The sequence below is a fragment of the Herbaspirillum hiltneri N3 genome, from assembly GCF_001267925.1.
Taxonomy (GTDB): domain Bacteria; phylum Pseudomonadota; class Gammaproteobacteria; order Burkholderiales; family Burkholderiaceae_D; genus Herbaspirillum; species Herbaspirillum hiltneri.
The window spans coordinates 4,326,319-4,353,292 of sequence record NZ_CP011409.1 but is presented as its reverse complement, the minus strand read 5'-3'; the positions used below and the strand labels follow the sequence as shown (position 1 = coordinate 4,353,292).

General features: G+C 62.9%; 24 protein-coding genes. 18 read left to right on the top strand and 6 right to left on the bottom strand.

Annotation, left to right across the window (positions count from 1 at the left end; translation table 11 throughout):
• Positions 1-4 precede the first annotated feature (4 nt).
• The 4 genes from F506_RS19720 to F506_RS19705 form a co-directional block, all read right to left on the bottom strand.
• Positions 5-988 (bottom strand): sensor domain-containing diguanylate cyclase, encoded by a 984-nt coding sequence (locus F506_RS19720; protein WP_053196450.1) that lies wholly within the window; start codon positions 986-988, stop codon positions 5-7.
• A gap of 200 nt (positions 989-1,188) precedes the next feature.
• Positions 1,189-2,220, bottom strand: a complete 1,032-nt coding sequence (locus F506_RS19715) for a tetratricopeptide repeat protein (RefSeq protein ID WP_053196452.1) — start codon at positions 2,218-2,220, stop codon at positions 1,189-1,191.
• A 54-nt stretch (positions 2,221-2,274) separates the two neighbouring features.
• The gene (locus F506_RS19710) at positions 2,275-2,634 is read right to left on the bottom strand and encodes a nucleotide pyrophosphohydrolase (protein ID WP_200907690.1); all 360 of its coding nucleotides are present in this window, start codon (positions 2,632-2,634) and stop codon (positions 2,275-2,277) included.
• A 117-nt stretch (positions 2,635-2,751) separates the two neighbouring features.
• Positions 2,752-3,573, bottom strand: a complete 822-nt coding sequence (locus F506_RS19705) for a MipA/OmpV family protein (protein ID WP_053196454.1) — start codon at positions 3,571-3,573, stop codon at positions 2,752-2,754.
• A gap of 179 nt (positions 3,574-3,752) precedes the next feature.
• Here F506_RS19705 and F506_RS19700 point away from each other — a divergent pair, with 179 nt between their 5' ends.
• The 6 genes from F506_RS19700 (at position 3,753) to F506_RS19675 (ending at position 12,141) form a co-directional block, all read left to right on the top strand.
• Complete coding sequence (locus tag F506_RS19700) at positions 3,753-4,451, top strand: response regulator (protein ID WP_053196457.1); 699 nt, start codon at positions 3,753-3,755, stop codon at positions 4,449-4,451.
• A gap of 267 nt (positions 4,452-4,718) precedes the next feature.
• The gene (locus tag F506_RS19695) at positions 4,719-6,017 is read left to right on the top strand and encodes an ATP-binding protein (protein WP_053196459.1); all 1,299 of its coding nucleotides are present in this window, start codon (positions 4,719-4,721) and stop codon (positions 6,015-6,017) included.
• Between the two features lie 370 nt (positions 6,018-6,387).
• On the top strand, positions 6,388-7,713 hold the full coding sequence (locus F506_RS19690) for an MFS transporter (protein ID WP_053200228.1): 1,326 nt from the start codon (positions 6,388-6,390) through the stop codon (positions 7,711-7,713).
• A gap of 66 nt (positions 7,714-7,779) precedes the next feature.
• Positions 7,780-8,688 carry an isocitrate lyase/PEP mutase family protein gene (locus tag F506_RS19685; RefSeq protein ID WP_083458069.1) on the top strand — a complete coding sequence of 303 codons (909 nt, stop codon included), beginning with the start codon at positions 7,780-7,782 and terminating at the stop codon, positions 8,686-8,688.
• Positions 8,689-8,780: 92 nt separating this feature from the next.
• Positions 8,781-10,328: a methyltransferase regulatory domain-containing protein gene (locus F506_RS19680; RefSeq protein ID WP_053200226.1), complete on the top strand. Its 1,548-nt coding sequence runs from the start codon at positions 8,781-8,783 to the stop codon at positions 10,326-10,328.
• 139 nt (positions 10,329-10,467) lie between these two features.
• Entirely contained in the window at positions 10,468-12,141 is a 1,674-nt protein-coding gene (locus F506_RS19675) for a sensor domain-containing diguanylate cyclase (protein WP_053196705.1), read from the top strand.
• Positions 12,142-12,143: 2 nt separating this feature from the next.
• Here F506_RS19675 and F506_RS19670 read toward each other — a convergent pair whose 3' ends face one another.
• Entirely contained in the window at positions 12,144-13,070 is a 927-nt protein-coding gene (locus F506_RS19670) for a LysR family transcriptional regulator (protein WP_053196707.1), read from the bottom strand.
• A 772-nt stretch (positions 13,071-13,842) separates the two neighbouring features.
• A complete protein-coding gene (locus tag F506_RS19665) occupies positions 13,843-14,517 on the bottom strand; it encodes a flagellar basal body L-ring protein FlgH (protein WP_053200224.1) in 675 nt (224 codons plus the stop codon).
• Positions 14,518-15,117: 600 nt separating this feature from the next.
• Between F506_RS19665 and F506_RS19660 the strand changes: the two genes are divergently transcribed.
• From F506_RS19660 to F506_RS19605, 12 genes are all read left to right on the top strand, one after another.
• Positions 15,118-15,903: an ABC transporter ATP-binding protein gene (locus tag F506_RS19660; RefSeq protein WP_007882427.1), complete on the top strand. Its 786-nt coding sequence runs from the start codon at positions 15,118-15,120 to the stop codon at positions 15,901-15,903.
• 169 nt (positions 15,904-16,072) lie between these two features.
• Positions 16,073-17,083, top strand: a complete 1,011-nt coding sequence (locus F506_RS19655; RefSeq protein ID WP_053200222.1) for an ABC transporter substrate-binding protein — start codon at positions 16,073-16,075, stop codon at positions 17,081-17,083.
• Positions 17,084-17,935 carry an ABC transporter permease gene (locus F506_RS19650; protein ID WP_053200220.1) on the top strand — a complete coding sequence of 284 codons (852 nt, stop codon included), beginning with the start codon at positions 17,084-17,086 and terminating at the stop codon, positions 17,933-17,935.
• Between the two features lie 14 nt (positions 17,936-17,949).
• A complete protein-coding gene (locus F506_RS19645; protein ID WP_053200218.1) occupies positions 17,950-18,714 on the top strand; it encodes an SDR family oxidoreductase in 765 nt (254 codons plus the stop codon).
• Between the two features lie 37 nt (positions 18,715-18,751).
• On the top strand, positions 18,752-19,291 hold the full coding sequence (locus F506_RS19640) for a cupin domain-containing protein (RefSeq protein ID WP_053200216.1): 540 nt from the start codon (positions 18,752-18,754) through the stop codon (positions 19,289-19,291).
• Positions 19,292-19,313: 22 nt separating this feature from the next.
• Complete coding sequence (locus F506_RS19635; RefSeq protein ID WP_053200214.1) at positions 19,314-20,213, top strand: alpha/beta fold hydrolase; 900 nt, start codon at positions 19,314-19,316, stop codon at positions 20,211-20,213.
• A gap of 10 nt (positions 20,214-20,223) precedes the next feature.
• On the top strand, positions 20,224-21,057 hold the full coding sequence (locus F506_RS19630; RefSeq protein WP_053200212.1) for an IclR family transcriptional regulator: 834 nt from the start codon (positions 20,224-20,226) through the stop codon (positions 21,055-21,057).
• A gap of 5 nt (positions 21,058-21,062) precedes the next feature.
• Positions 21,063-21,878: an SDR family oxidoreductase gene (locus F506_RS19625; protein ID WP_053200211.1), complete on the top strand. Its 816-nt coding sequence runs from the start codon at positions 21,063-21,065 to the stop codon at positions 21,876-21,878.
• Complete coding sequence (locus F506_RS19620; protein ID WP_053200209.1) at positions 21,871-23,607, top strand: thiamine pyrophosphate-binding protein; 1,737 nt, start codon at positions 21,871-21,873, stop codon at positions 23,605-23,607. The genes F506_RS19625 and F506_RS19620 overlap by 8 nt, the downstream gene beginning before the upstream one ends.
• Before the next feature lie 19 nt (positions 23,608-23,626).
• Positions 23,627-24,427 carry an aspartate dehydrogenase gene (locus tag F506_RS19615; protein WP_053200208.1) on the top strand — a complete coding sequence of 267 codons (801 nt, stop codon included), beginning with the start codon at positions 23,627-23,629 and terminating at the stop codon, positions 24,425-24,427.
• Between the two features lie 19 nt (positions 24,428-24,446).
• Positions 24,447-25,931, top strand: coding sequence for an aldehyde dehydrogenase (locus F506_RS19610; RefSeq protein WP_053200206.1), 1,485 nt, complete (start codon positions 24,447-24,449; stop codon positions 25,929-25,931).
• A 64-nt stretch (positions 25,932-25,995) separates the two neighbouring features.
• Positions 25,996-26,967, top strand: a complete 972-nt coding sequence (locus F506_RS19605) for a VOC family protein (RefSeq protein WP_053201805.1) — start codon at positions 25,996-25,998, stop codon at positions 26,965-26,967.
• Positions 26,968-26,974: the final 7 nt, after the last annotated feature.

Here is a 26,974-nt window from a genome sequence, read left to right as displayed (position 1 = left end):
TTTCTCAGTGGCGGTATTTGCGCGGCAGAAGCAGGTCGAGCAGCGCGGCGAAGGCGCCATCGTCATGGTGGCCATGCTGTTTCTTGTCTTCGTACATGCGTGCATCGGCGCATCGCATCAACTCCGCGATCGATGTCGCGGCGTCGCTGTTGACGTGGCCGACGCTGTAGCACAGTTTGTAGGCGCGTTTGACGGTGCGGTTGTGCAGCTTTACCGCTTTTTCCAGGAAACGCAGGGCGACCTCAGCCTGCGGCTTGCCGGTGTTCGGCAACAGCACCGCGAATTCATCGCCGCCGAGGCGTCCGACGATGTCGGACTGGCGGAAGCTGCGCGACAGGATCGCGCTGAAATCCTGCAGCGCACGGTCGCCTTCGGCGTGACCGAAACGGTCGTTGATCTGTTTAAACAGGTCAAGATCGAAATAGAACAGCGAGACCGGCTTGCCGAGCCGTTTGCAGAGACTCAGTGCCTGTTCCGACATGGCTTCGAAGCCGCGCCGGTTGGGAATGCGGGTCAGTTCATCGATGGTCGCCAGTTCCAGGGCGAACAATTCCTGCTCGGCCATTTTTGCGAGATCGCGCAACAAGGCCTGGTCGTCATCGTCGAACGCGCGCGGCTGGTCGTCGATCAGGCACAGCGTGCCGAGCTGGTCGCCGTTGCCGACGCGGATCGGACAACCGGCATAAAAGCGCACGCGGGATTCGCCCATGCGCAGCGGATTACCCTCGAAGCGCTGGTCCAGCACGGTGTCCTGCACCACCAGCAGATCGGCGGCGGCGAAGGCATGGCGGCCGTCGTCGTGTTTTTGCAGGGGCCACGGACGATGCGCCTCCACCAGGCTGACGAACGCCACCGGCACATTGAACAGCCGTTTGGCCAGACGCGTCAGGCGTTCGAAGCGCATCTCCGCCGACGAAGCGAGCAAGCCGAATGCATGCGATGCGTTCACTTGATAGAAATCATGCGGCGACATGTCAGGCATCTTCATGGGCTGTACTCGATTCAGGGCAAACGGGCTAATCAAACTGGTCTTTTGCACAGCATGTTTGGCAACATTCTCGGCAGAAGGTATTCCCGGTAACGACAGGCCTGCCGTTTTCTGAAGCGAGGCCGATGAAATTTACACTTGTAGCATCGGCATGTTTTTGTGGAAATATTTTTAAAAGGAAATTATTTGCCGCAACAGGATCAGGATTTAGCCTCGTAGTAGGCACCGCCCATGCCGTCGACGGTAAATTGCATGCGCAAGACGCGTTCGGCGCCACAGAAGTAGACATGCCAGCTTTCAGTCCACGCGCCCTGGATAGGATAGGTGCCGGCCACCAGCGGTTGCTTCAGCGGCAGCCAGACGGCGTTGTTGACGGCGCTCACGTCCTTGATCGACATCAGGCGGAAATCCTTGCATAGCGTCGAGTTGGGCGTGCCGCTGCGTTCCGATGCCAGGGCTGCGGCCGTCATGACGGTCGGGATGGCGTCGGCGATCAGTTTGGGCGCGGCGCGCGAAGGCCCCAGCGTGTCCACCTGCTGCGCCAGCGCCAGGTATTTTTGATAATTCGGCGACAGGTCGGGGATGCCGTCGAGCAGCGTGCGGATCTGTTTGGTGGTGCCTGCGCCGCTTTGCTCCAGCAGCAAGGTCGCCAGCATCAGCCGGGCCGGCAGATAGCCGGCGGCAGCGGCGCCGGCCAAACCGTCGATGGCTTCGATCTGGTCGCCGCGCTCGGCGATGCTGCGGCGCGCGATGGCGGCGTACTGGTGGTCGTCGGCCTTGCCGTTGACCATGAACTGGTTGGCCGGATCAAGTGTATAGGCTTGCCACAAGCCATAGCCGGCACGCTGGTCGCCGCCGGCGATGGCCTTGCGCGTCCAGGCGCGCGCTTCGGGGAAGTTGACGGGCAAGCCCTTGCCCGGCAGGTTGAGATCGCCGTAGATTGCGGCACAGGTCGGCTCGCCGCCTTCCGCGCATTCGCGCGCGAGCTTGGCGCCTTGTTTGATGTCGCGCGCGGTGCCGAGGCCGCGCAAGGTCATCAATGCGAGGAAGGACTTGGCGCGGTTGTCGCCCTGCGCGGCGAGTTGCGAAAACTCGCGGTAGGCGGCGTCGTATTTTTGCTCGCCGTAGGCGTTGAGCGCGCTGTTGATGTCGGCATGCGCCGGCAAGGCAATAGCGGACAACAAGCCGGGGAACAAGCAAAGCAAGGCGGTGCGGATGAGGGACTGCTTCATGGTGATTTCCGAAGTGCGAAGCCGTCTATTCTAATCCGCCTGACTCGTCGGGTTTCAATACTGATCGTACTTGCGCGATTGTCCCCTGACCTTGTCGGCCGGGTATTTCTCGCGGTTGAGTTGCATCTTCTCGATCACGGCGTCGTAGAGATCGACATCGAGGCGGTCGGCCAGGCGGATCAGATAGACCAGCGAGTCGGCCAGCTCGTGGCGCACGCCGGTGCGGCGCACATCGTCGAGTTCCTCTTGTTCGCCAGTCTTGAGCCACTGGAAGTGTTCGACCAGTTCGGCCACTTCGACCGACAAGGCCATGGCAAGGTTCTTGGGGGTGTGGAATTGCTGCCAGTCGCGTTCTTCGGCGAACTGGCGCACGATGTCGCGCAGGGCGATGAGGTCGGAGGAGGGCATGGTCATGGTCGGTCCGGTGTGGAGGAAGAACAAGGACCAGACTATAGCGCCGATTGCCGCGAGCGGTGCCGCAGGCGTCCGCCGAACCAGTCGCCGGACGCCTCTGCCGAGGATGCTTGCGCGTCAGAAGGTATAGTTGACGGCAGCCATGGTGCCGTAGTTGGTGCGCGCTTTCACGATCGGGCTGTCGCCGGCTTTCTTCATGTAGCGGGTCGCTTCGGTAGCGGCCAGCAGCGACCAGTTGTCGTCGAAACGATGGGTCCAGGTGATCGCGGCCTTGACGGCGTACAGCCCGGAACCCGGCGTATATTTTGTGTAGCCGCTGGTCGCGCTCTGGTTGGCGGTGACGCCGAAATAGCTCTGGTTGTAATCGTTGCTGCCGAAGTGTGCACTGCCGGCCACGGCCAGCTTGTCCCTGGGCATGGTCATCACCGTGGCGTCGGCCTTGGCGTAGTAGGTGCGGCCGCGGTCGCGGTTGCTGAGCGGCTGTGAGGCGCCGACGCTGAGCGTGAGGCTTTGCGTGAGGCGATAGCCCAGGCTCAGGTTGAGCAGCGCCGCGCCCTTGACTTCGCCCATGCCCCTCAGCTTGTCGGAGCCGGGTTTGAAGCTCTGGTTGGAATCCTTGCGGCCGGGGTCGTAGCCGAGCGCCGCCGAGGCGATGAACTGGTCGCCGAAGCTGTGGCGATAACCGATGCCTTCGCCGGCGTCGATGAAGCCGCCCCAGGGGGTGACCACGCTGATGACGGGCAGCGCGACGGCCTTGTATTCGTCGCTGCCGGCGTAGCGCGGCATGTAGGCGGCGCCCAGGCCCAGCGTGATCTTGGTTTCGCTGTCGGCGGCGGCCTGCTGCGCCGACGCCGGAAGCGGAATGGCAGCGATCGCGGTGAGGGTGGCAGCTACGGCTGCATTGGCAACGATGCCAATGCGGCGGTGAGGATGCGTCATGGTTTCTCCTGTGATGAATGAGCGCCATTGTCGGCATCTGCTGCGGTGAGGTCTGTTGGAGTTTGGTAAGGAAACTGTGCGTCCATGTGTCAACATGTGTTTGTTTGTAATGCGCCGGTCCACGGCCTTGGGACGCGGCTATCATGCGCACGGGAAGCTCATTGGAAAAGCCGTCAGGGATGAAAAAAATACTGTTGATCGAAGACGACGTACGTCTTGCCGAATTGATATCGGAATATCTGTGCCGCTACGATTTCGAAGTAGCGGTGGTGCTGCGCGGCGATCAGGCATTGGCTGCGGTTGCGCGCGAAAAACCCGACGTGGTGATCCTCGACCTGATGCTGCCCGGCATGGACGGCATGGACATTTGCCGCCAGCTGCGCAAGGACTCTTCCCTGCCGGTGATGATGCTGACGGCGCGCGCCGACATCTTCGACCAGGTCACCGGCCTTGAAATCGGCGCGGACGATTACATGCTCAAGCCGGTGCAGCCACGCCTGCTGCTGGCGCATCTGCGCGCCATCCTGCGCCGCCACGAAGGTCAGCCCGAAGCGGCCGAGGTGCGCCAGCTGCAATTCGGCGAATTGCAGATCGACCTCGCCGCGCGCCAGGTATGCTGGAAGGGCGAAGAAATCGATCTCAAGACGTCCGACTACAACCTGTTCGTGATCCTGGTGCAGGCCGCCGGCAAGGTGCTCAGCCGCGACGAGTTGCTGCGGCGCTGGCGCGGCATCGACTTCGACGGCATGGACCGCACCGTCGACGTCAGCATTTCGCGCCTGCGCAAACGCTTCAACGACGACGCGCAGGAGCCGCGCAAGATCAAGACGGTATGGGGCCGCGGCTATCTGTTCAGCCCGATCGCCTGGGAGGACTAGAACTCATTTCACTAATAATCGTGAGATGCGTTTGACTCAGAAAGGGCGCTGGCAAGGCGTGCGACGCGTCGCGTGGCGGTGCCACGCGCAAGGAGCGCAACGCAGCCAACGCCCTTTCTGAGTCAAACCCTTCGGGAACGTCCTGTTTGGGTGTATTGCTGCGTTGCGCCGCTTGCCAAGGGCCCACCCTTGGCTGCGCGACGCGCCTTGCACTACCTCCCAAACAGGATCGTTCGCACTCACGATTATTAGTGAAATGAGTTCTATATGCTCCGTAATCTGGTGCGCCTGTATCTGGTGATTGCGGCGCTGGTGGTGGCCTCCATCCTCGTCGTCAACTACGGTTTCCCGCACCTGTTCGCCGGCCAGTTCACCAAGGCCGTGCGCGCCGGCTTCAACGGCGAGAGCTTCATGCTCAATCGCCTGTTGTCCGGCCGCAGTCCGGCCGAGCAGGAAGCGTTGCTGGCGCAATTGCGCGCGGCGGCGCCGGAACGCTACAGCCGGCCCGTGCAGACGACGGAGCAACTGCCGCAAGCCGTGCGCGAACAACTGGCGCAGTATCGTGTCGGCTGGGAAATCACCGGCAGCAAATGCTGCGTGGTCTACGTCAGGCTCGACGACGGCGGGCTGGTGCGGGTGCAGTCGCTGGAGGAATTGCCGATGGTGGAGGTGGTGGCCTACGCGCTGGTCTTCGCCACCATTCTGGCGGCGGTGTGCATCTGGCTGATTCCGCATTGGCGCGACCTGGAAAAGTTGCGCCTGGCGGCCGCGCGTTTCGGCGGCGGCAGGCTGGACGCCCGCGTCGGTTTGTCGGGGCGCTCGTCGATCCGCCAGTTGAGCAGTCACTTCGACCGCATGGCCGATCGTATCGGCAAGCTGATCCATGCGCAGCGCGACATGGTCAACGCGGTCTCGCACGAATTGCGCACGCCGTTGTCGCGGCTCGAATTCGGGCTCGATATCCTGCAACACCATGCGCAGGATTCCGCTACCGAAAATCGCATCCTCGGCCTGCGCAAGGACGTCGAGGAACTTGAGGCGCTGGTCGCCGAATTGCTCACGCTGGGCATGCTGGAACATGACCGTCAAGGCGTCTTCACCGAGACCGTGGCTTTGCCGGAATTCCTGCGCGATACCTGCGGGCTTACGGCCGAAGCCCTGGCTGTGGGCAAGCTGGAGTTGCGCTGCAGCGTCGACGCGCAACTTGCGACCGTGGTCACCGAGGCGCGCACCCTGGCGCGCGCCTATTCCAACCTGGTGCGCAACGCCGCGCAGCATGCGAATTCTGTCATCCGCGTGCGTGCCGAGCCGGCGGCGCCGGATGCGTGGACGCTGGTGGTGGAAGATGACGGCGCCGGCATTCCGGAAGCCGAGCGCGAGCGCGTATTCGAATCCTTTTACCGGCTCGACCAGAGCCGCGATCGCGCTACCGGCGGCTACGGCCTCGGTTTGTCGATCGTGAAAAAAATCGTCGCGCGCCACGGCGGCAGCATCCGCGTCGGCAGCAGCGAACTGGGCGGGGCCATGTTCGTCATGCGTTTCCCGTTGCGGCAATTGCCGCCCTGAAAACAGAACTGCACGGAATCAGAAACCGAATTCCGGACGGAGGTAGGCGGCCAGCCAGATCAGCATGGCGATCGTGGCGGCAAACAGAATCTTGTTGCTCGGCATCGCGAGGGTTTTCTTGTTGTGGTGCCCGGCATTCTAGGCCGGCAAAGGCGGCGCAGGTATATCTATCTGTGGGCTAACTGTTTAAATTTGTGCCGGTCCGGCATTCCCCAGTCCCCTCTCATTCGGATTGGTAAGACCTTTCTACCTTCCAATCGTTATCTCGCTATAATCTGGCTTCCCCGCGGGCAAGAACAAGCACAGCGCCGGGGGCAGGCGGCATCTCGACATGCCGTTCTGATAACAGACCTCATCCAAAGGAGACAACATGGCTCACGCCAACGTAGCATCGGCCGGCGCGCTGGACGCCGGCACCGAGATCGGCAAGCGCGTCATCGGCAAGCTGCATCGCAAGATCGTCTGGTACTGCTTCTTCCTGTTCATGATCAACTACCTCGATCGCGTCAACGTCGGTTTCGCCGCGCTGACAATGAACGCCGACCTCGGACTGAGCGCCAAGGTCTACGGTCTCGGGGCGGGAATTTTCTTCCTCGGCTACATCGCCTTTGAAATCCCCAGCAACATGATCCTGCACAAGGTCGGTCCGCGCATCTGGATTGCCCGCATCATGGTCACCTGGGGCATCGTCGGCTGCGCCATGGCGTCGATCCAGGGCGAATGGAGCTTCTATGCGCTGCGCTTCCTGCTGGGTCTGGCCGAAGCCGGTTTCGCGCCGGGCGTGCTGCTGTACCTGACCTACTGGTTCCCGAAGAAGGAACGCGGCAAAGCCGTCGCCGGTTTCATGCTGGCGACCGTGCTGTCGTCGGTGGTCGGCGCACCGCTGTCGGGCTACCTGCTCAGTTCCACGCACGGCTGGTTCGGGCTGGCAGGCTGGCAATGGATGTTCATTCTGGAAGGCGTGCCGGCCGTCATCATGGGCGTGGTCACCTTCTTCTATCTGGTCGACCGTCCTGAACAAGGCAACTGGCTCAACCAGGAAGAGCGTCACTGGCTGACCACCACGCTGGCCGCCGAGCAGGAAAAAAATGCCGTGCATGCGCAGCATGAATTCCGCGAGATCTTCCGCGACAAGCGCATGTGGATCCTGACGCTGATCTACATGTTCAACGCCGTGGCGATTTATGGCGTGGTGCTGTGGCTGCCGCAGATCGTCAAGAGCCTGGGCGGCCTGAACAATTTCCAGACCGGCATCGTGTCGGCGATTCCGTTCATCTGCGCCGCCGTCGGCCTGGTGCTGGTGGCGCGCAGTTCCGATCGTACCGGCGAGCGCAAGATGCACACCGCCTGCGCCGGCCTGTTCGGCGGCGTCTTCCTGGCGGCCAGCGCACTGGTGCCGTCGCCGGTGCTGGGCCTGGTGCTGATCTGCATCGCCGCGATGGGTTTGTGGGCGACGCTGGGCGTGTTCTGGACATTGCCGACGCAATTCCTGACCGGCGCTGCGGCTGCCGGCGGCATCGCCATGATCAACGGCTTTGCACAGATCGGCGGCTTCATCGGTCCGTATCTGGTGGGCTGGATCCGCGAAACCACGCATAGTTTTTCCACTGCCCTGCTGGTGCTGGCGGTCAGTCCGATGATCGGTTTCGTGCTGTGTGCGACGCTCAAGATCAGGAACGATCGCGCGCTTGAATAACGCGGCACAGGTCCGGACACACTGCGCCGCCGTCACCGGCGGCGCAACTTTTTTGCAGGAAGCGACATGACACAGAACGCGATACAGAACGCGATACAGGTGGCGACACCAGCGGAGAAACAAGATGCGGCACAAGACGCAGCGCCGGCGCTCACGCTGGCCCAGCGCCTGCGCCGGCCGGGCATCGTGGTGGCGCCCGGTTGCCACGACGCGCTCGGCGCGCGCATCTATGAGCAGGCCGGTTTCGAAGCCGTCTACATGACCGGCAACGGTCTCTCCGCCAGCCTGCTGGGCGCGCCCGACATCGGCCTGCTCGGCATGAACGAGATGGTCGGCCGCGGCCGCGCCTTCGCCAACGCCGTAAAGGTGCCGGTGATCGCCGATGCCGACACCGGCTACGGCAACCTCAACAACGTCGTGCGCACCGTGCAGGACTACGAAGCCGCCGGCGTCCAGGCGATCCACCTGGAAGACCAGGTCACGCCCAAGAAATGCGGCGCCATGAAAGGCCTGGCGCTGATTTCCAAAGAAGAGCATGCCGACAAGATCCGCATCGCCGTGGCGACGCGCAAGAGCCGCGACTTCCTGATCATCGGCCGCTCCGATGCACGCATCCCGCTCGGCCTGGACGAAGCGATCGCGCGCGGCCAGGCATATGCCGCCGCCGGCGCCGACCTGGTGTTGCTGGAAATGCTGCAGTCCGAAGACGAGATGCGCAAGGCCATCGCCGCCATCGATGCACCGCTGATGTTCAACGCCGTCGACGGCAAGACGCCGCCGCTGACGGCGAGCCGGTTCGAAGCGCTCGGTTTTCGCGTGTTGAGTTTTCCGATCTCGGCGACGCTGGCGTATACGCACATGATGCGCAGCTTTGCGCAACACATCCGCGCCACCGGCAGCGCGTTCGGCGCACCGGCGGGAGCGGTGACGATCGCCGAGTATGAAGCAGTGCTGGGCATCGACGGTTACCTGTAAGAACCGGTAAGAACCGGCAAGAATCTGTGAGGAGAGACGCCGTGCCGCGATTCTGCGACACTGCGGATTCCTCACATCAGAAAACCGACCTCATGAACGGCAACTGGACCGACGGCTACGTCACCGACATCGGCTATACCCACGGCTACTATCCGCAACTCAATCCGGCGCGGCTGCAACTGGCGTTAGCCGCCGCCGGACTCGACAGTCCGCTGGTGCGCACCGCCTGCGAACTCGGCTTCGGCCAGGGCCTGAGCATCAACATCCACGCCGCCGCATCGCCGGTGAGCTGGTACGGCAACGACTTCAATCCGGTCCAGGCCGGCCATGCGCAAACGCTGGCGCAGGCGTCCCGCAACGGCGCGCAACTGGAGCCGGCCAGCTTTGCCGAATTCTGCACGCGCGAGGATTTGCCGCAGTTCGATTTCATCGCCATGCATGGCATCTGGAGCTGGGTATCGGCCGAGAACCGTGCGCTCATCCGCGACTTCGTCGAACGTCGCCTCAAGCTCGGCGGCGTGCTTTACGTCAGCTACAACACCCAGCCCGGCTGGGCCGCGTTCATGCCTTTGCGCGACTTGTTGCTGCGCCACTTCGATATGCCCTCCAACGCCGGCAAGGGCAGCGCCGAACGCATCGATGCGGCGCTCGATTTCGCCGAGCGGATGTTCGCCGCCGATCCGGTCTACGCGCGCGCCAACCCGTTCATGCAGGAGCGCATCGGGATCCTCCGGAAGCAGAGCCGGCATTACCTCGCGCATGAATATTTCAACCGCGACTGGCACGCCGAGTCGTTCGCAGACATGGCGGCGATCTGGTCCGGCGCCGGGCTGGAGTTCGCCTGCTCGGCGGACTTCCGCGACCATCTCGACATGGCCAACCTGACGCCGGCGCAGCGCGAATTCTGCGACGCCGTCGACGATCGCCACCTGCGCCAGAGCGTGCGCGACTTCATGGTGAACCAGCAATTCCGCCGCGACTACTGGGTGCGCGGCGCGCAGCCGCTCGATGCCGCCAGCCACCAGGCGCTGCTGGCGCAACAGCGTGTGGTGCTGCTGACCGCACCCGGCCAGATCCCGATGACGCTCAAGACGGTGTCTTCCGAGATCACGCTGAACCAGCATATCTACGGCCCGGTCATCGCCGTGCTGGCCGACGGCCTGCCTCACTCGCTGGGCGAGATCGCCGGCATCGTCGGCAGCCGCAACCTCGGCTTGCAGCAAGTGCTCGACACGCTGATGATGCTGATCGGTAACGGCCACGCCGCGCCGGTGCAGGCCGATTCCGACATCCTGCATGGCCGCGACGGCAGCGCCGCCCTGAACCGTCATCTGATTGCGCAGGCCGTGCACGGCAATGCCGACGGCGATATCGAACATCTGTCCAGCCCGGTCACCGGCGGCGGCGTGCCGGCCGACCGCATCCAGCAATTATTCATGCTGGCGGTGCTGGAAGGGCAGGAGACGCCGGACGCCATCGTCGGTTTTGCGTGGCGGCACATCTCCGCCGGCGGCAAGAAGATCGTGCGCGACGGCGTGCGGCTGGAGGACGAGCAAGACAACCTCGATGAGCTGAGCCTGCAGGCGCAGCGTTTCTTCGTCGAGCGGCTGCCTTTGCTGCAGGCCTTGCAGGTGATCTGATGCAGCGGAATTTCCCGATGGAAATGCGGGAAATCTCGAATCTTTGCAAGGTCTTGCGGCAATTGCGCCAGCCAAACTCGGGTACCATTGAACCGGTTTCCGGACTGGATCGAACGGCATTTCCGAGAAGAAAAATATTTTGAACAATCTGTGGCGAGTCAAATGGACGCTCAAGGCCAAGGTCATCATGGTCGTGGTCGCTGCCGTCCTCGTGACGACGGCGGTGATTGTCGCCGTTTCGCTGACCGTCATGAAGCGCGACATCAAGGCGCTGATCGGCGCGCAGCAATACACGACGATCAAGATGATCGCCACCGCCCTCGACGAGAGCTTCCAGACGCGCCGCATCACCCTGCGTTCGCTATCGCAGGGTTTGCCCCCGGCAGCGCGGCATGACCCGCACCTGCTGCAGGTCTACCTCGCCAGCCACACCAGCCTGACCGAGCTGTTCTTCAATTTCTCGGTGTTCGGCGCCGACGGCCAGCTGCTCGCCAATTTCATCGACACCAACGCCATCGGCCGTTTCAACGTCGCCGACCGCGAATACATGCAGCGCACCCTGGAACAAAAGCGCGGCGTGATTTCCGAACCGCTGCGCAGCCAGATATCGAAGCGCGCCATCGTGCTGATGACCGAGCCGGTGTTCGACGACAGCGGCAACATCGTGATGGTGTTCGTCGCCAGCATCGATTTGCAACAAGCCAATTTCCTCGGCCAGTTCACCAACATCAAGGTCGGCAAGACCGGCTTCATCTACATCATCACCTCCAAGGGCGTGATCGTCGACCACGCCGACAAGGCGCGCATCCTGCAGCATGTCGACAGCGCCGGCGGCAAGAGCGGCGGCACCCAGCAGGCGCTGGCCGGTTTCGAAGGCAGCATGGAAGGCCTCAGCCGGAGCGGCCAGCCCGCGCTGTTTTCGTTCAAGCGCATGCAGACGGTGGATTGGATCATCGGGTCGATCTATCTGCAGAACGACGCTTTCCAGCCGATCCGCGACATGCAGGACAAGGCCTTGCTGCTGTCGCTGGTGATGGCCGTTCTGGCCGGCTGGCTGGCCTGGCTGATCATGTCGCGCCTGATCGATCCGCTGCACCGGCTGCACGGCCACATCCAGAAAATCCGCAGCGCCAAGACCTATGACGAAGTGCCGCTATCGTATCGGGAAGACGAGATCGGCGACCTCGGCAGCGCGTTCAATTCCCTCATGCGCGAGCGCAAGGATGCCGAGATGGAGCTAGACCAGGCGCGCGTCAATCTGGAAAGCATGAACAAGGCGCTCGAACGGCTGGCGCTGGAGGATGATCTCACGGGCCTCGCCAATCGCCGCCAGTTCGATCTCAGCCTGCAGGAAGAATTCAGCCGCGCCATGCGCAACGGCAATTCGCTGGCGCTGGTGATGATCGACGTCGATCACTTCAAGCAATACAACGACATTTACGGCCACCTCGCCGGCGACCAGTGCCTGCGCAAGGTCGGACGCGTGATCAAGGCGCAGCAGACGCGTCCCGGCGACCTGATGGCGCGCTACGGCGGGGAGGAAGTGGGCATCCTGCTGCCCGGCGCCGACGAGGCCGGCGCGATGGCGGTGGCCGAACGCATCCGCATGGCGGTGCGCCAGCTCGGCCTGCTGCATGAAGGCAACGAAGCAGGCATCGTCACCATCAGCGCGGGCGTGAGCGCGTTCGTACCGATCCGCGACGTCGACGCGCCCGACAAACTCATGCGCGCCGCCGACAAGGCGCTGTATCTCGCCAAGGCGCAGGGCCGCGATCGCATCTGCAGCAGCAGCGATTTGCCGGCCTCGTCCTGATTTCAGTTTTTCTTGTATTGGCGGGTGATCTTCTTCGCCAGGTCGAGGAAATTCTTTTCCGCCGGCGAGATGCTGGCGGTACGGCTCACCAGCGTGATCGGCGCCACCAGCGTCGGCCTGGCGTCACGGATGCGGCAATACACCACGCTGTCGCGATGGAAATCCTTCATCGATGCCGGCACCACCGAGATGCCGCCGCCGGCCGCGACCAGGCTGATGTTGGTCAGCATGCGTTCGACTTCGGAGGCAATGTGCGGCGTGAATCCGGCGTTTTCGCACGCTTCGATCAGGCGTGAATACATGCCCGGTGCGCCGTGTCTCCGGACCAGAATGAACTGTTCGTCTGCCAGCGCGCGCAGCGATACGGTCGGCATGTCGCCTGTCTGTTGCTTGCCGAGCAGCGCATGTCCCATCGGCAGAATCAACAGCATTTCTTCATCCAGCAATTGCAGGAAGCCGATGCCGCGCGGCTGGCTGACCGGCGCGCGCAGGAAGCCGAGGTTGACCTTGCCGTCTTCAATCTCTTCGGTGAGTTCGGCGGCGTTGCCTTCGCGCAGGTCGAGATGCACGCCGGGGTAGGCATCGCGATAGGCGCGGATGATGCCGGGGATCAGCGGATGCGCTGCGGCCGAGCTGGTGAAGCCGATCACGATGGTGCCTTCGAAGCCTTGCGCCGCGCGCGCCGCCTTGGCTGACGCCAGTTCGACGCTGCGCAGGATGGCTTTGGCTTCCTGCAGGAAAGCGGCGCCGCCGGCGGTCAGTTCGGCGCCTTTCGGGTGGCGGCGGAACAGGTCGAAGCCGAGTTCCTTTTCCAGCATCCTGATCTGGTGGCTTAGCGGGGGTTGCTGCATCTCCAGCCGTTCGGCGGCGCGCGTGAAGTGTTGTTCTTCGGCGACTACGAGGAAGTAGCGGAGGTGGCGGAGTTCCATTGTTGTTATCTCTTTTGGGTTTGGAAGTCTGGATGTGAATACATTTTACATCTGCTGTTCTGCTCCGACTTCGCTGTTCTGGGTAGCTTATTTGTTTCTCTCTTCGGACGGCCGGGGTTGCCGGGGGCGGCCCGGCAGCCGCTCACTTTCTTTGCTTCGCCAAAGAAAGTAAGCAAAGAAAGGCGACCGCGATTCGTCGCCTCGCTGCGCGGGGTTCCCGTTGGTGACGTGCTCAAATCGGGAAGGGAAACAAACTCGCTTCGCTCAAACAAGTTTCCCTTCTTTTTCCGATTTGAGCACGTCACCAACGGCGACTCATAAGCGGAACTTCTTTTTCGGCTCGCTTCGCCTTGCCTTGGGTGGCTCGCCTTCGGCATCGTGATTCTCATTCTTTCTTGGACTGACTGCGGAGAACTGTGACTTTCACTCCACCTCCGTCTCCTGGCGATGCGCAGCGAGCCAGTCTGGCAGTCCGCTTGCGAGTAGCCGGTGGCGGCAGGTGCAAATCGGATAAAGAGGGGAAACTTGTCTGAGCGCAGCGAGTTTGTTTCCCCTCCCGATTTGTACCTGACGACGCCGGGAACCCCCGGCAGGGGGCTACGAACCAGCGGTCGCTTCTTTTGCTTACTTTTCTTGGCGAGACAAGAAAAGTGAGTAGCCGCCGGGCTACCCCCGGCAGGGTCGTCCGAAGAAAGAAAAGAATAAGCTACAGAACAACGGCAAGTCGGAACAAACAGCGCCGTTCCCAAAGAACAGCGCCAAGCCCTCCCCATCACCAGAACGTCAAAACACTCCTGAAAAACTGCTGCATCCACCCCTGCGAATTGGCATCCGCCACAGTCCCCCCGCCAACCTGCTCCAGGCGAGCATCCGCCACATTGCTGGAAGAAACCACGTTCCCGCCGCGAATATCGCGCGCCCTCACCACCCCCGAAAACCGCAAGGTATTGATCGACCCGTTCAAGCCGATGCGCTTCTCGCCCGCCACCACCAGGTTGCCGTTGGGGAGCACCTCGATGATCGACACCATCAGGCTGCCGGTCATGCTGTTGCTGTTGTCGGTCTGGCCGTTGCCCTTGAAGGAGTCGCTGCCGGTTGCCGTCGCATTGATGTTGAAGACCGACGCCAGCAGGCCGCTCATGGACGAGCCGGCGCCGGGGCCGACTTGTTTCAGGCTGGTGTCGCGGCTGTTGGAGGTGGTCGACTTGTTGCTGCCGGTGAGCGACTCGGCAATCTCGATCTTGAGGATGTCGCCGACGTAGTGCGTGGTCGACTCTTCAAACAACTGCGCGCTGCTGACGCGGAAGATCGCACCGTTGTTCTCGATGTTGGCCACCGGATAAGCCGGCCGCACGCTGGTCGGTCCCTGCACCATCGGCGGCGGGCTGCTGCACGCGCTTAATACACATAACAGTCCTGCACTTGCGGCAATGCGTCCCTGAATCATGATCTTCCCCCTTGGCAAACCGATAACCGGCAACGGGTCCTGCAAAGGACAGGCCCTCGCGGCAATCATCGGGGCAAAGGCTGTAAGCGGAAGTTAATGCGCTGTAAATCAGCGAAAACGCCTCTCAAGAGGCGTGAAGATACTTCAAGGAATGTGAAGACGATGCGTATCGCCATCAGTACCGGCACCGCATCCGTTGTCAGTTCAGCAATTTTCGGTGAGAGACGCTGTTCCAAAAGCCGGCTGGAATTGGTGCAAACCGCACCGGTGCGGCGCGCCGGCGCGTTTCTTTGGTGAGCGACTGTGTGAAATATGAGACAAAACCACTATTTTTCGTGTGGCACAAACCTTGCGATAAGAGGAAAACAGTTCTTATATAAATCATCAAACCATATATGAAACAAAAAGCACTATCTTTTTACGGAATATCTGCTATATTCCAATCGTATATCTTTCATATTTGGTTCGTAGTTTTATATATGAGACAAACCGCGTTTGTGCCGCTGTGCCGCGCCGGATCCCTCCCGGCAAATGGCTCCAGCAAACGACGGCTTAATGAGGCGTGAGGGCGCCAATGCCAATCAACCAGCCAGAGGCAACATGATCGAGATCGAATTTCGCAACGTCGGCAAGAGTTTCGTCGACCGCCAGACTTCCCAGGCGCGCGCCGCCGTCACCAACGTCAACCTGTCGATCCGCAGCGGCGAAGTGGTTTCCATCATCGGCCCGTCGGGCTGCGGCAAGAGCACCTTGCTGAACATGGGCGCCGGCCTGTACCTGCCCACTTCGGGCGAAGTCATCGTCGGCGGCCAGCGCGTCACCAAGCCGGTCCGCAACGTCGCTTTCATGCTGCAAAAAGATCTGCTCATGCCATGGCGCAATATTCGCGCCAACGTTTCGCTGGGCCTGGAGATCGACGGCGTCAGCGCCGCCGAGCGCAAGCGCGTAGCCGACGAGCTGCTGGCCAAGTGCCACCTCAAGGGCTTTGAAGAACACTATCCCTACCAGTTGTCCGGCGGCATGCGCCAGCGCGCCGCATTGGCCCGCACGCTGGCGGTGGATCCGCAAGTGCTGCTGATGGACGAGCCGTTCTCGGCGCTGGACGCGCAGACCAAGATGGTCTTGCAGCAGGACCTGGCGAAGATGCTGTTCGAGAAGAAAAAGACCGCGCTCTTCATTACCCACGACCTGGTCGAAGCAATCGCCTTGTCGGACCGCCTGCTGGTCATGAGCGAACGTCCGGGCACCATCATCGAAGAGATCGAAGTCAACCTGCCTTTCCGCGACAACCCGCTGGAGCGCCGCAAGCTGCCTGAAATCGGCCCGCTGCAAGGCCGCCTGATGGAGTTGCTCAAGGTAGGCAAAGAAACCGCCGAATTGCACTAGCGCGACTAACAAGACGTCGCTGGCGGCGTTGCGATCCCTTGCCGTGCTATCGCACTGTCTGCGGAAACGCGCCTTGCCACCAACGTCTTGCTAGCCGCGCTGAAGAAACAAAAACAGAAGTCCCGAACATCCAACCTGATCACCACCGAACAATAGGAGTGAAGCAAGCATGAAAAAATTTCTCGCCTCTTTCTGCAGCAAGCTGGTCCTGAGTGCCGCCGTTGCCGCGACATTCGCCGCTACCGCAGTGGTGCCGGGCATCGCCCAGGCCGCCCCGGAAGAAGTCACCTACCTGCTGCCGGCGCCGCCGAATTCGCCCGCCTTCGCACCGTGGGTGCTGGCGCAGCACAAGGGCTACTACGCCGATGAAAACCTCAAGATCAACTTCATCGTCGCCAAGGGCGGCGTCGACGTCGCCAAGCAGATCGGCGCCGGCAACGCGGTCATCGGCGGCGCCATCGGCGACACGCCTATCGTGGTGCGCGCCAACGGTATTCCGGTCAAGGCCATCGCCGTTCTGGGCGCCGGCTCCATCACCATGGTAGCCGCCAACGCCGGTGAAAACATCAAGTCGCTCAAGGACCTCAAAGGCAAGACCGTCACGGTGATGTCGTACACCGACACGACGTACTACGCTTTCCTCGGCAGCCTGAAGACTGCCGGCCTGTCCAAGACCGACCTGCAGATTCAGGCCGCCGGTCCAGCCGGCGTGTGGCAGGTGTTCACTGCAGGCAAGGCTTCGGCATTCGCCGGCGTGCCGGACTGGGTCGTCAACTCAACCGACGCCGGCGCCAAGGTCGAGCTGCTCGACAACGGCGGTTTCAAGAGCATGGCGCAAGCGATCCTGGCCTCCGACGACACCATCAAGAACAAGCCCGAATTGCTCAAGCGCCTGGTACGCGCGACCCTGCGCGGCATGCAGGACATCATGAAGGACCCGAAAGCCGCCGCCAATGATTATGTCGCCGCGCTGCCCGCCTACAAAAGTAAGGAAGCCAGCATCGAAGCCACCTTCGAGATGTATCGCAAGTACGTCTATGCCAATCAGAAGACCCTCGGCCAGATCGACGCCGCCCGCATGGACAGCGTGCAGAAGTTCTATGTCAGCGAAGGCATCGTGACCAAGGCTACACCGGTCAACGAACTCTTCACCAATCAATTCGTCGGAACAGCAAGATAAATGGATACCTCTACTACAGCCAATCCCATGACCAAGCCAGAGACCACCATCACCGCCAAGGCTGCCCGCCCGCTGCTCAACGAGCGTGCGCGCACGGTCTGCGGCAGCCTGGTCGTACTGGTGCTGTTCCTGGCCGCATGGCAATGGGGTCCGGGCTGGCTCGGCATGCCCGAATACATCCTGCCGAATCTGTCGCACGTGCTCAAGGAATCGGTGGTCATGTGGAACAACAATGACCTGCTGACGCACTTCGGCATCACCGCCATGGAAGTGGTGTTCGGCTTCCTGTTCGGCGCGCTGCTGGGTCTGGCGGTCGGCGTCGCGCTGGGTTTGTCGCCGCGCGCCGAGGCGATGCTGTCGCCCTACATCCTGGCCTTGCAGATCGCGCCGAAAGTCGCCTTCGCACCGCTGTTCGTGATGTGGCTCGGCTACACCATCTACCCGAAGATCATCGTCGCCGTGCTGATCGTGTTCTTCCCGATCATGATCAACGTGCTGTCGGCCATCCGCACGGTGGACCCCGACATGGTCAACCTGGTGCGCACGCTCAACGCCGGCCGCTGGCAGATCTTCCATCTGGTGGAATTCCGTTCGGCCTTGCCGGCGCTGTTCTCGGGCCTGCGCATTGCATCGACGCTGTCGGTCATCGGCGTGACCGTCGGTGAACTGGTCGGCGGCAACCAGGGTCTGGGCTACCTGCTGGTCGACGGCGAAGGCCAGGGCAATACCGCCGCCGTGTTCGTCGCCATCTGCGCACTGACGCTGATCGGTATCGTTACCTACGGCGCCGTCGTGTGGGCCGAACGCCGCGTGCTGCATTACCTGCCCAAAGTGCACACCAGCACGGTCTGACGGAGCCGCCGAAAATGACTACTTCACACCAACTGCTGGCCGGCCGCCGCATCCTGATCACCGGTGCGGCGCGCGGACTCGGCCTGGCCTTCGCCACCGCCGCGGCCGAAGCCGGCGCCAGCGTGGCGATGGCCGACATCCTGCAAGACACGCTGCAGACTGCGGTTGCCGACCTGCAAAAACGTGGGCTGACCGTCGCCGGCTTCACCGTTGACCTTGCGGATCCGCAATCCATTGACTCCTGCGCCAAGGCATCGGTGCAATGGCTGGGCGGTCTCGACGGCCTCGTCAACAACGCCGCGATCACCAACTCGGGCGGCAAGGCCACGGAGCAACTCGCCATCGAGATGTGGGACAAGGTCATGGACGTCAATGTGCGCGGCACCTGGCTCATGACCAACGCCTGCCTGCCGGCTTTGCGCGAGTGCGGCCGCGGCAGCGTCGTCAACCTGTCGTCGGACACGCCGCTGTGGGGCGCCACCAACCTGTTGGCCTACGTCGCCAGCAAGAGCGCGGTGATCGGCATGACGCGTTCGCTGGCGCGCGAACTGGGCGGCGACAACATCACCGTCAATGCAGTCGCACCTGGCCTGACGCTGGTCGAAGCCACCGAATACGTACCGAAAGAACGCCACCAGACCTACCACGACCGCCGCGCCATCCAGCGCGACCAGTTGCCGGAAGACGTCTGCGGCGCCGTGATTTTTGCCTTGTCCGATCTGTCCCGCTTCTATACGGGACAAGTCATGGCCGTCAACGGCGGCTTCGTGATGAATTGATTGATGAAATTTCCCTGACCTACCAAGGAGAGAAAAGATGACCGACATGTCCGAACAAAACAACGTCAAGCGCAGCTGGGACCAGCCTGAAGGCAGCAGCTTCAGCGCCTGGATGGAATCGCGCGTGGCGCGCCTGTCCACCCGCAAGTACGACTGGGACGCGTTGAAGTTCCAGGCTGACTACGATCCGAAATTCCGCCGCGCGCAAATGCGCTACATCGGCACCGGCGGCACCGGCGTGGCGGCCGACGCCAACGTGATTCCGTCGGAACACTTCACCTTCTCGACCATGATCATCCCGGCCGGCCACGAAGGTCCGCCGCACCTGCACATCGATGTGGAAGAAGTGTTCTTCGTCCTGCGCGGCAAGCTCAAGCTGGTGCTGGAAAAAGACGGCGAGCGTTTCGAGACCATCCTGACCGACCGCGACGTGGTGTCGGTGCCGCCCGGCGTGTACCGCGAAGAAATCAACATCGGCGACGAAGACGCGCTGATGTGCGTGATGCTGGGCGCGAAGAAGCCGATCACGCCGACCTATCCGCCGGAACATCCGCTGGCTGCCATCAAGCGCGGCTGATCTCAGTCCACCGGAACCTGCCATGACCGCGCTCGCCTCCACCTCCGTCACCTGCGCCGAAACGCTGAAGGACTCCCTGAGCCTGCTCGAGGGACGTTTCGCGGAAAGCACCGTCGACATCGGCAACGGCGGCATCGTGTCCTATCGCTCGTGCGGACGCGGTCCGGCGATAGTGCTGCTGCACGGCATCAGCTCGGGTGCGGCCTCGTGGTTGCAATGCGCGCTGCGTCTGGAAAAAGACGCCCAGGTCATCGCCTGGAACGCGCCCGGCTACGGCCGCTCGACCGCACTGCCGCAGATGCAGCCGAGCGCCGCCGATTACGCCGCGCGTCTGGAACTGTTCCTGGAAGCATTGGGCATCGGCAGCTGTCTGCTGGTCGGCCATTCGCTCGGCGCCATGATGGCGGCGGCCTACGTCGGCCGCAGCTACAAGCGCGCCTCGCGCCTGCTGCTGGTCAGTCCGGCGCAAGGCTACGGCAGTGAAGCCAGGCGCGAACGCGGCCGGCAGATTGCACAAGAACGTCTGGACGTCCTGCGCACCATCGGCGTCGAAGGCATGGCCGAGCGCAGCCCGGCGCGCATGCTGTCGGCGCAGGCCGGCGAAACCGAGCGCGCGTGGGTGCGTTGGAATATCCAGTGGCTCAATCCGGCCGGCTACACCCAGGCGGTGCATATGCTGTGCGGCGACGCACTGCAGGCGTATGCGCCCAACGGCATGCTGGGCCACGTGCCGGCGGAGATATATTGCGGCGTCGGCGACGTGGTGACCACCGCCGACGACAGCCGTGAGCTGGCCTGGAATCTGAACTTGCCGTTCCATCTGATCGACAATGCGGGCCACGCCTGCTACATCGAGCAGCCCGGAGCGGTTGCAGCAGCGATATGTCGCCAACTCAGCGGTCACCTTTATAAACTTTCCTAGAAAAACAATCATGAACAAACCAGTGCTGCCAGAAGATGAATCGCAAGAGAAATACCTCGTTCCAGGCCTGGAACGCGGCTTGCGCCTGCTGTGTGAATTCAGCCGCCAGGACAAGACCCTGTCGGCGCCGGAACTCGCGCGCCGCCTCGACGTGCCGCGTTCCACCGTGTTCCGCCTGCTGACCACGCTCGAGCGCATGGGCTTCGTCGAGCGCAACGACGGCGGCCGCGACTACCGCCTCGGCATGGCCGTGCTGCGTCTCGGCTTCGAATACCTGGCCTCGCTGGAACTGACCGAAATCGGCCGTCCGCTGCTCGATCGCCTGCGCGACGAAATCGGCTACTCATGCAACCTGGTGGTGCGCGACGGCCGTTCGATCGTGTACGTCGCCAAGTCGGTCACGCAAACCGCCTTCGCCAGCCACGTCAACGTCGGCACCCGCCTCCCTGCACACGCCACCGTGCTCGGCCGCGTGCTGCTGGAAGACCTGACCCTGGCCGAACTGCGCGAGCTGTATCCGGAAGAACACCTGGAAGTCTTCTCCAGCAACACGCCCAAGACCGTGGTCGAGTTGTTTGACATGGTGCAGAACGACAAGCAACGCGGTTACGTGCTGCAGGAAGGCTTCTTCGAAACCAGCATCTCCACCATTGCCGCACCGGTGCGCGACCACTCCGGCAAGGTGGTGGCCGCGATGGGCGCGACGATCCCGTCGCCGCACATCGACACCGACCAGCTCGACCTGATCGTGGTCAAGGTGCGCGATACCGCCGGCGAACTGTCGCGCCTGCTTGACCATGCGCCGGCGAAGTCGGGCAAGGTCGTCAACATGTGGCGGGAGTAAGGGCAATGAGCATGATTGAACTCGAAGGCAAAGTCGCCGTCGTCACCGGCGGCTCTTCGGGCATCGGCCTGGCGACGGTCGAGCTGTTGCTCGAAGCCGGCGCGGCGGTGGCTTTCTGCGGCCGCAACCAGGAACGTTTGCAACAGGTGGAAGCGCAGCTGCGTGCGCGCTTTCCACAAGCAAGACTGTTTTCGTCGGTCTGCGACGTGCTGTCGCAGGAACAGGTGCAAGCCTTCGCCGCCGCCGTGGAAGAAAAACTCGGCGCGGTGTCGATGCTGGTCAACAACGCCGGCCAGGGCCGCGTGTCGACCTTCGCCGACACCGAGGATGCGGCCTGGACCGAAGAGCTGCGCCTGAAATTTTTCTCGGTAATTTATCCGACCCGCGCCTTCCAGCCGCAACTGCAGCGCATGAGTGCTGCGCACGGCGAAGCGGCGGTGGTCTGCGTCAATTCGCTGCTGGCGATCCAGCCCGAGCCGCACATGGTGGCGACCTCGGCCGCGCGCGCCGGCATCCATAACCTGGTGCGCTCGCTGGCGACGGAATTCGCTGCACAAAAAATTCGCGTCAACGGCATCCTCATCGGCCTGGTGGAATCCGGCCAGTGGCGTCGCCGCTATGAGGCGCGCACCGGCGCCGACCTCGACCTGTCCTGGGAACAATGGACCCGGGCGCTGGCGCAAAAAAAGAATATTCAACTCGGCCGTCTCGGTCATCCACAGGAAGCCGCCCGCGCGATCGTTTTTCTCGCGACGCCGCTTTCTTCGTACACAACAGGCAGCCACATCGATGTTTCAGGAGGACTTTCCCGCCATGCCTAAGCAAACTCAGCAAGTAACCGTCGGCTGCGCCATCGCCGCCTTCCTCGAACAATGCAACGTCAAGGCGGCATTCGGTGTGATCTCGATCCACAACATGCCCATCCTCGACGCCTTCGGCGAGCGCGGCAAGATCCGCTTCATCCCGGCGCGCGGCGAAGCCGGCGGGGCCAACATGGCCGACTCGTATGCACGCACCACCGGCGGCCTCGGCGTCTGCCTGACCTCCACCGGCACCGCTGCCGGCAACGCCGCCGGCGCCATGGTCGAAGCACTGACCGCCGGTACGCCGCTGCTGCACCTGACCGGCCAGATCGAAACGCCTTACCTCGATCAGAGCCTGGCCTACATCCACGAAGCGCCGGATCAGCTGTCGATGCTCAAGGCGATCTCCAAGGCCGCCTTCCGCATCCGCAGCACCGAGACTGCCATCAGCACCATCAAGCTGGCCGTGCAAACCGCACTGACGCCGCCGATGGGCCCGGTCAGCGTCGAGATTCCGATCGATATCCAGGCGGCGCTGATTCCGATGCCGTCCGATCTGTGTCCATTGCCGATCGCCGTGCAAGCGCCGTCCGAACACGCGCTCGATGAACTCGCCGCGCGCCTGTTGAAGGCCGCGCGTCCGCTGCTGTGGCTGGGCGGCGGCGCGCGCCAGGCCGGCAAGCAGGTGCAGCGCCTGCTCGATCTCGGCTTCGGCGTGGTCACCAGCACCCAAGGCCGCGGCATCGTGGCGGAAGATGATCCCCGCTCGCTCGGTTCGTTCAACCTGCACAAGCCGGTCGAGAATTTCTACCAGACCTGCGACGCCATCGTCGTGATCGGCTCGCGCCTGCGCGGCAATGAAACGCTGAAGTACGAGCTGAAACTGCCGCGCCCGCTGTACCGCATCGACGCCGATCCGTCGGCCGAGGGGCGCTGCTACAACAGCGACTATTTCGTTTGCGGCGATGCTGCGCTGGCGCTGGAAGGTTTGGCGGATCGTCTTGAGAAACAGAAAAACGCGATGAAGGTCGACCCGGCCTTCATCGGCGACTTGCAAAAGGCGCGCGACGCTGCCGTCGCCGGCCTGGTCGACGGTCTTGGCCCTTACAGCGCGCTGGTCGAGCAAGTGCAGAAAGCTGCCGGCCGCAAGTTCAACTGGGTGCGCGACGTGACCGTCTCCAACAGCACCTGGGGCAATCGTTACCTGCGCATTTTTGATCCGCTGGCCGGCGTGCACGCCCTCGGCGGCGGCATCGGCCAGGGCCTGGCAATGGGCATCGGCGCCGCCATCGGCGCGGCGGTGACCGCCTCGGGCAAGAAGACCTTCACGCTGGCCGGCGACGGCGGCTTCATCCTCAATCTGGGTGAACTCGCGACCGCCGTGCAGGAGAAGGCCGACATGGTCATCGTGCTGATGAACGACAAGGGTTACGGCGTCATCAAGAATATCCAGGACGTGCAGTACGGCGGCCGCCGCCATTACGTCGACCTGCACACGCCGGACTATGCGCAACTGTCGCAGGCGCTGAGCCTGCGTCACGCCCGTGTGAGCAACCTGGCCGATGTCGACAGCGCATTGAAGACCGCGTTGTCCGAATCCGGTCCGTTCCTGCTGGAAATCGACATGCTGGCCATCGGCAGCTTCAAGACCGCGTTTGCCGGTCCGCCGGTGACCGAAAAGGCCGCGACCGCCGCTGCTTCCGTCGCCACCGGCAAAGCCGCTGCAGTGCCAGCCACAACCGTCTGAAGAAACTGAGGAGAAACCCATGCTGCATGTTTCGATGATCGGTTGCGGCGCCATCGGCGTCGGCGTGATGGAGCTGCTGAAAAGCGATCCGGAAGTCGCCTTCGATGTCGTCATCGTCCCGGAAGCCAACATGGCGAACGCCCGTTCCGTGGTGTCGTCGCTGGCGCCGAAGGCGCGCGTCGAGACCCGCCTGGGTGAAGACCGCCCGGACCTGCTGATCGAATGCGCCGGCCACCATGCGATCGAAGAGCACATCATCCCGGCGCTGCTGCGCGGCATTCCGTGCATGGTGGTCTCCATCGGCGCGCTGTCGGAACCCGGCCTGGTCGAGAAGCTGGAAGCCGCCGCACGCGAAGGCAAGACCCAGGTGCAATTGCTGTCGGGCGCCATCGGCGCCATCGACGCGCTGTCGGCGGCGCGCGTCGGCGGCCTGGAGTCGGTGGTCTACACCGGGCGCAAGCCGCCCAACGCGTGGAAGGACACGCCCGCTGACGGTCCTTTCGATCTGGCCAACCTGTCGGTTGCGACGGTGATATTCGAAGGCAGCGCGCGCGAAGCGGCGCGGCTGTATCCGAAGAACGCCAACGTCGCCGCGACGCTGTCGCTGGCCGGCCTCGGACTCGATCACACGCAAGTGCGCCTGTATGCCGATCCCGGCGTGACGGAAAACGTCCATCACGTCGAAGCCAAGGGCGAGTTCGGCGGTTTTGAACTGACCATGCGCGGCAAGCCGCTCGCGGCCAATCCCAAGACATCGGCGCTGACCGTATTCAGCGTGGTGCGCGCGCTAGGCAATCGTGCGCATGCGCTGTCCATTTAAGTGATGTGAACAACTAATCATGACCGAACTGAACCTCAACGAAACACTGCCGATCTGCGTCGCAGGCGAGTGGCGTCCGGGCGGCGGCGATCGTTACGCCACGTTGTATCCGGCCACCGGCGAAGCCGTCGCCTATCTGAATGCCGCCAGCGTGGCCGATGTCGAAGAAGCCATCGTCGGCGCCGACCGCGCCTTCCGCACCAGCGGCTGGGCGCAAAAAAAGCCACATGAACGCGCGATCATCCTGTATCGCGTCGCCCAGCTGATCCGCGAACGCGGCGAGGCATTGGCGCAGCGCCAGCGTCTCGACAACGGCAAGCCGATCACCGAAACGCGCAACCTGGTCGGCAGCGCCGCCGCGACCTTCCAGTTCTTCGCCGCGGCGTGCGAGACGCTGGAAGAGACCATCACGCCGATGCGTGGCGACAACCTGACCATGAGCGTCTACGAAGCCATGGGCGTGGTCGCCGCGATCACGCCGTGGAATTCGCCGATCGCCAGCGAAGCGCAAAAGATGGCGCCGGCGCTGGCCGCCGGCAACGCCGTGGTGGTCAAGCCCGCCGAAGTCACGCCCCTGATGGCGCTGGAACTGGCGAAGATTTGCGAAGAGGCCGGCGTGCCGAAAGGCCTCATCAGCGTGTTGCCCGGCAAGGGCTCCGTGATCGGCGACGCCATCACGCTGCATCCGCTGGTCAAGCGCGTGTCCTTCACCGGCGGCACCACCACCGGCAAGCACATCGCCCACATCGCCGCCGACAAGATGATGCCGGTCTCGCTGGAACTGGGCGGCAAGTCGCCGACCATGGTGTTCGACGACGCCGATCTCGACCATGCCGTGGCCGGTGTGCTGTACGGCATTTTCAGCAGCTCGGGCGAATCCTGTATCGCCGGTTCGCGCCTGTTCGTGGCGCGCGGCATCTACGACAGCTTCATGGAGCGCCTGGCGGCGGGCGCTGCGGCATTGCGCGTCGGCGACCCGGCCGACGAGCGCACGCAAATGGGCCCGCTGATCACCGCGCGCCATCGCGAAGGCATCGAGTCCTATGTCTCCATCGGCGTCGCCGACGGCGGCCGCATCCGCACCGGTGGTACGCGTCTTGCAGGCGACCAGTTTGCGCGCGGCTACTACTACGCGCCGACCATCATCGAAGGCGTCACCAACGACCAGCGCATCTGCCAGGAAGAAATCTTCGGCCCGGTGCTGGTGGCGATGCCGTTCGACGACGAAGAGGATCTGATCGCGCAAGCCAACGACAGCGTGTACGCGCTGGCGGCCGGCATCTGGACGCGCGACTACAAGAAGGCCTGGCGTTTCGGCCGCGCGGTGCAAGCCGGCAATGTGTGGATCAATACGTATAAACAGTTTTCGATTTCGACGCCGTTCGGCGGCTGGCGCGACAGCGGCCTCGGACGCGAAAAGGGCCGCCTCGGCATCCTGCAATACATGGAGCAGAAGAGCATGTATTGGGGACTGAATGAAAACCCGCTGCCGTGGGCCGGTTAAGTCAAATGCGTTAATCGCCGCCGCGGCCGTGAAGCACGCGCCGGGCGGCAACAAGGAGCAACAAATGGATGTATTGGGTATCGACGAAATTACGTACGGCGCGGACGATCTGCCGACCTGCCGCCAGTTCTTCCTCGACTGGGGCATGACGTTGGCGCAGGAGAGCGCCGACGCGCTGGTGTTCGAATCGCAGAACGGTTGCCGCGTGGTCGTACGCAGCAGCGCCGATCCGGCCTTGCCGCCGGCCATCGAAGCCGGTCCGACGCTGCGTGAAGTGGTGTGGGGCGTATCGTCCGCCGAGGTGCTGCCGAAGTTTGCGGAACGCATCAAGGACTTGCCGGGCTACCTCAACGACGGCAAGCGCGTCGGCTGCACCGATCCGAACGGCCTCGCCGTGCGCTTCCAGGTTTCGCAAAAGCGCGAGGTCAAGGTCGAGTGCGCCACCATGAACACCTGGAACGAAAAGAACCGCATCAACCAGCGCAGCCCGGTCTATGACCACGCCTCGCCGATCGAAGTCGGCCACGTGGTGTTCTTCGTCAAGGACGTCAGGGCCTGCGAAAAATTCTACTGCGAGAACTTCGGCTTCGTGCCGTCCGACCGCTATCCGGAACGCGGTGCTTTCCTGCGCTGCGCCGACGTCGGCGGCCACCACGACATCTTCCTGCTACAACCGCCGGAAGCGCGTTCGGGGCTGAACCATGTCGCCTTCACCGTGCGCGATATCCACGAAGTCTTCGGCGGCGGCATGCACATGTCGCGCAAGGGTTGGGACACGCAACTGGGCCCGGGCCGTCATCCGATCTCGTCGGCGTATTTCTGGTACTTCAAGAACCCCGCCGGCGGCCTGATCGAGTACTACGCCGATGAAGACCAGCTCGACGCCGACTGGGAGCCGCGCGATTTCGAACCGGGTCCGACCGTGTTCGCCGAATGGGCCATCGACGGCGGTATCGACGGCAATACGCGCCGTCAAAAGAATGCGCAGGGGCCGACAGGAAAATTCCTGACCGACCGTCAACCGACCCACAAGTAATCGGAGC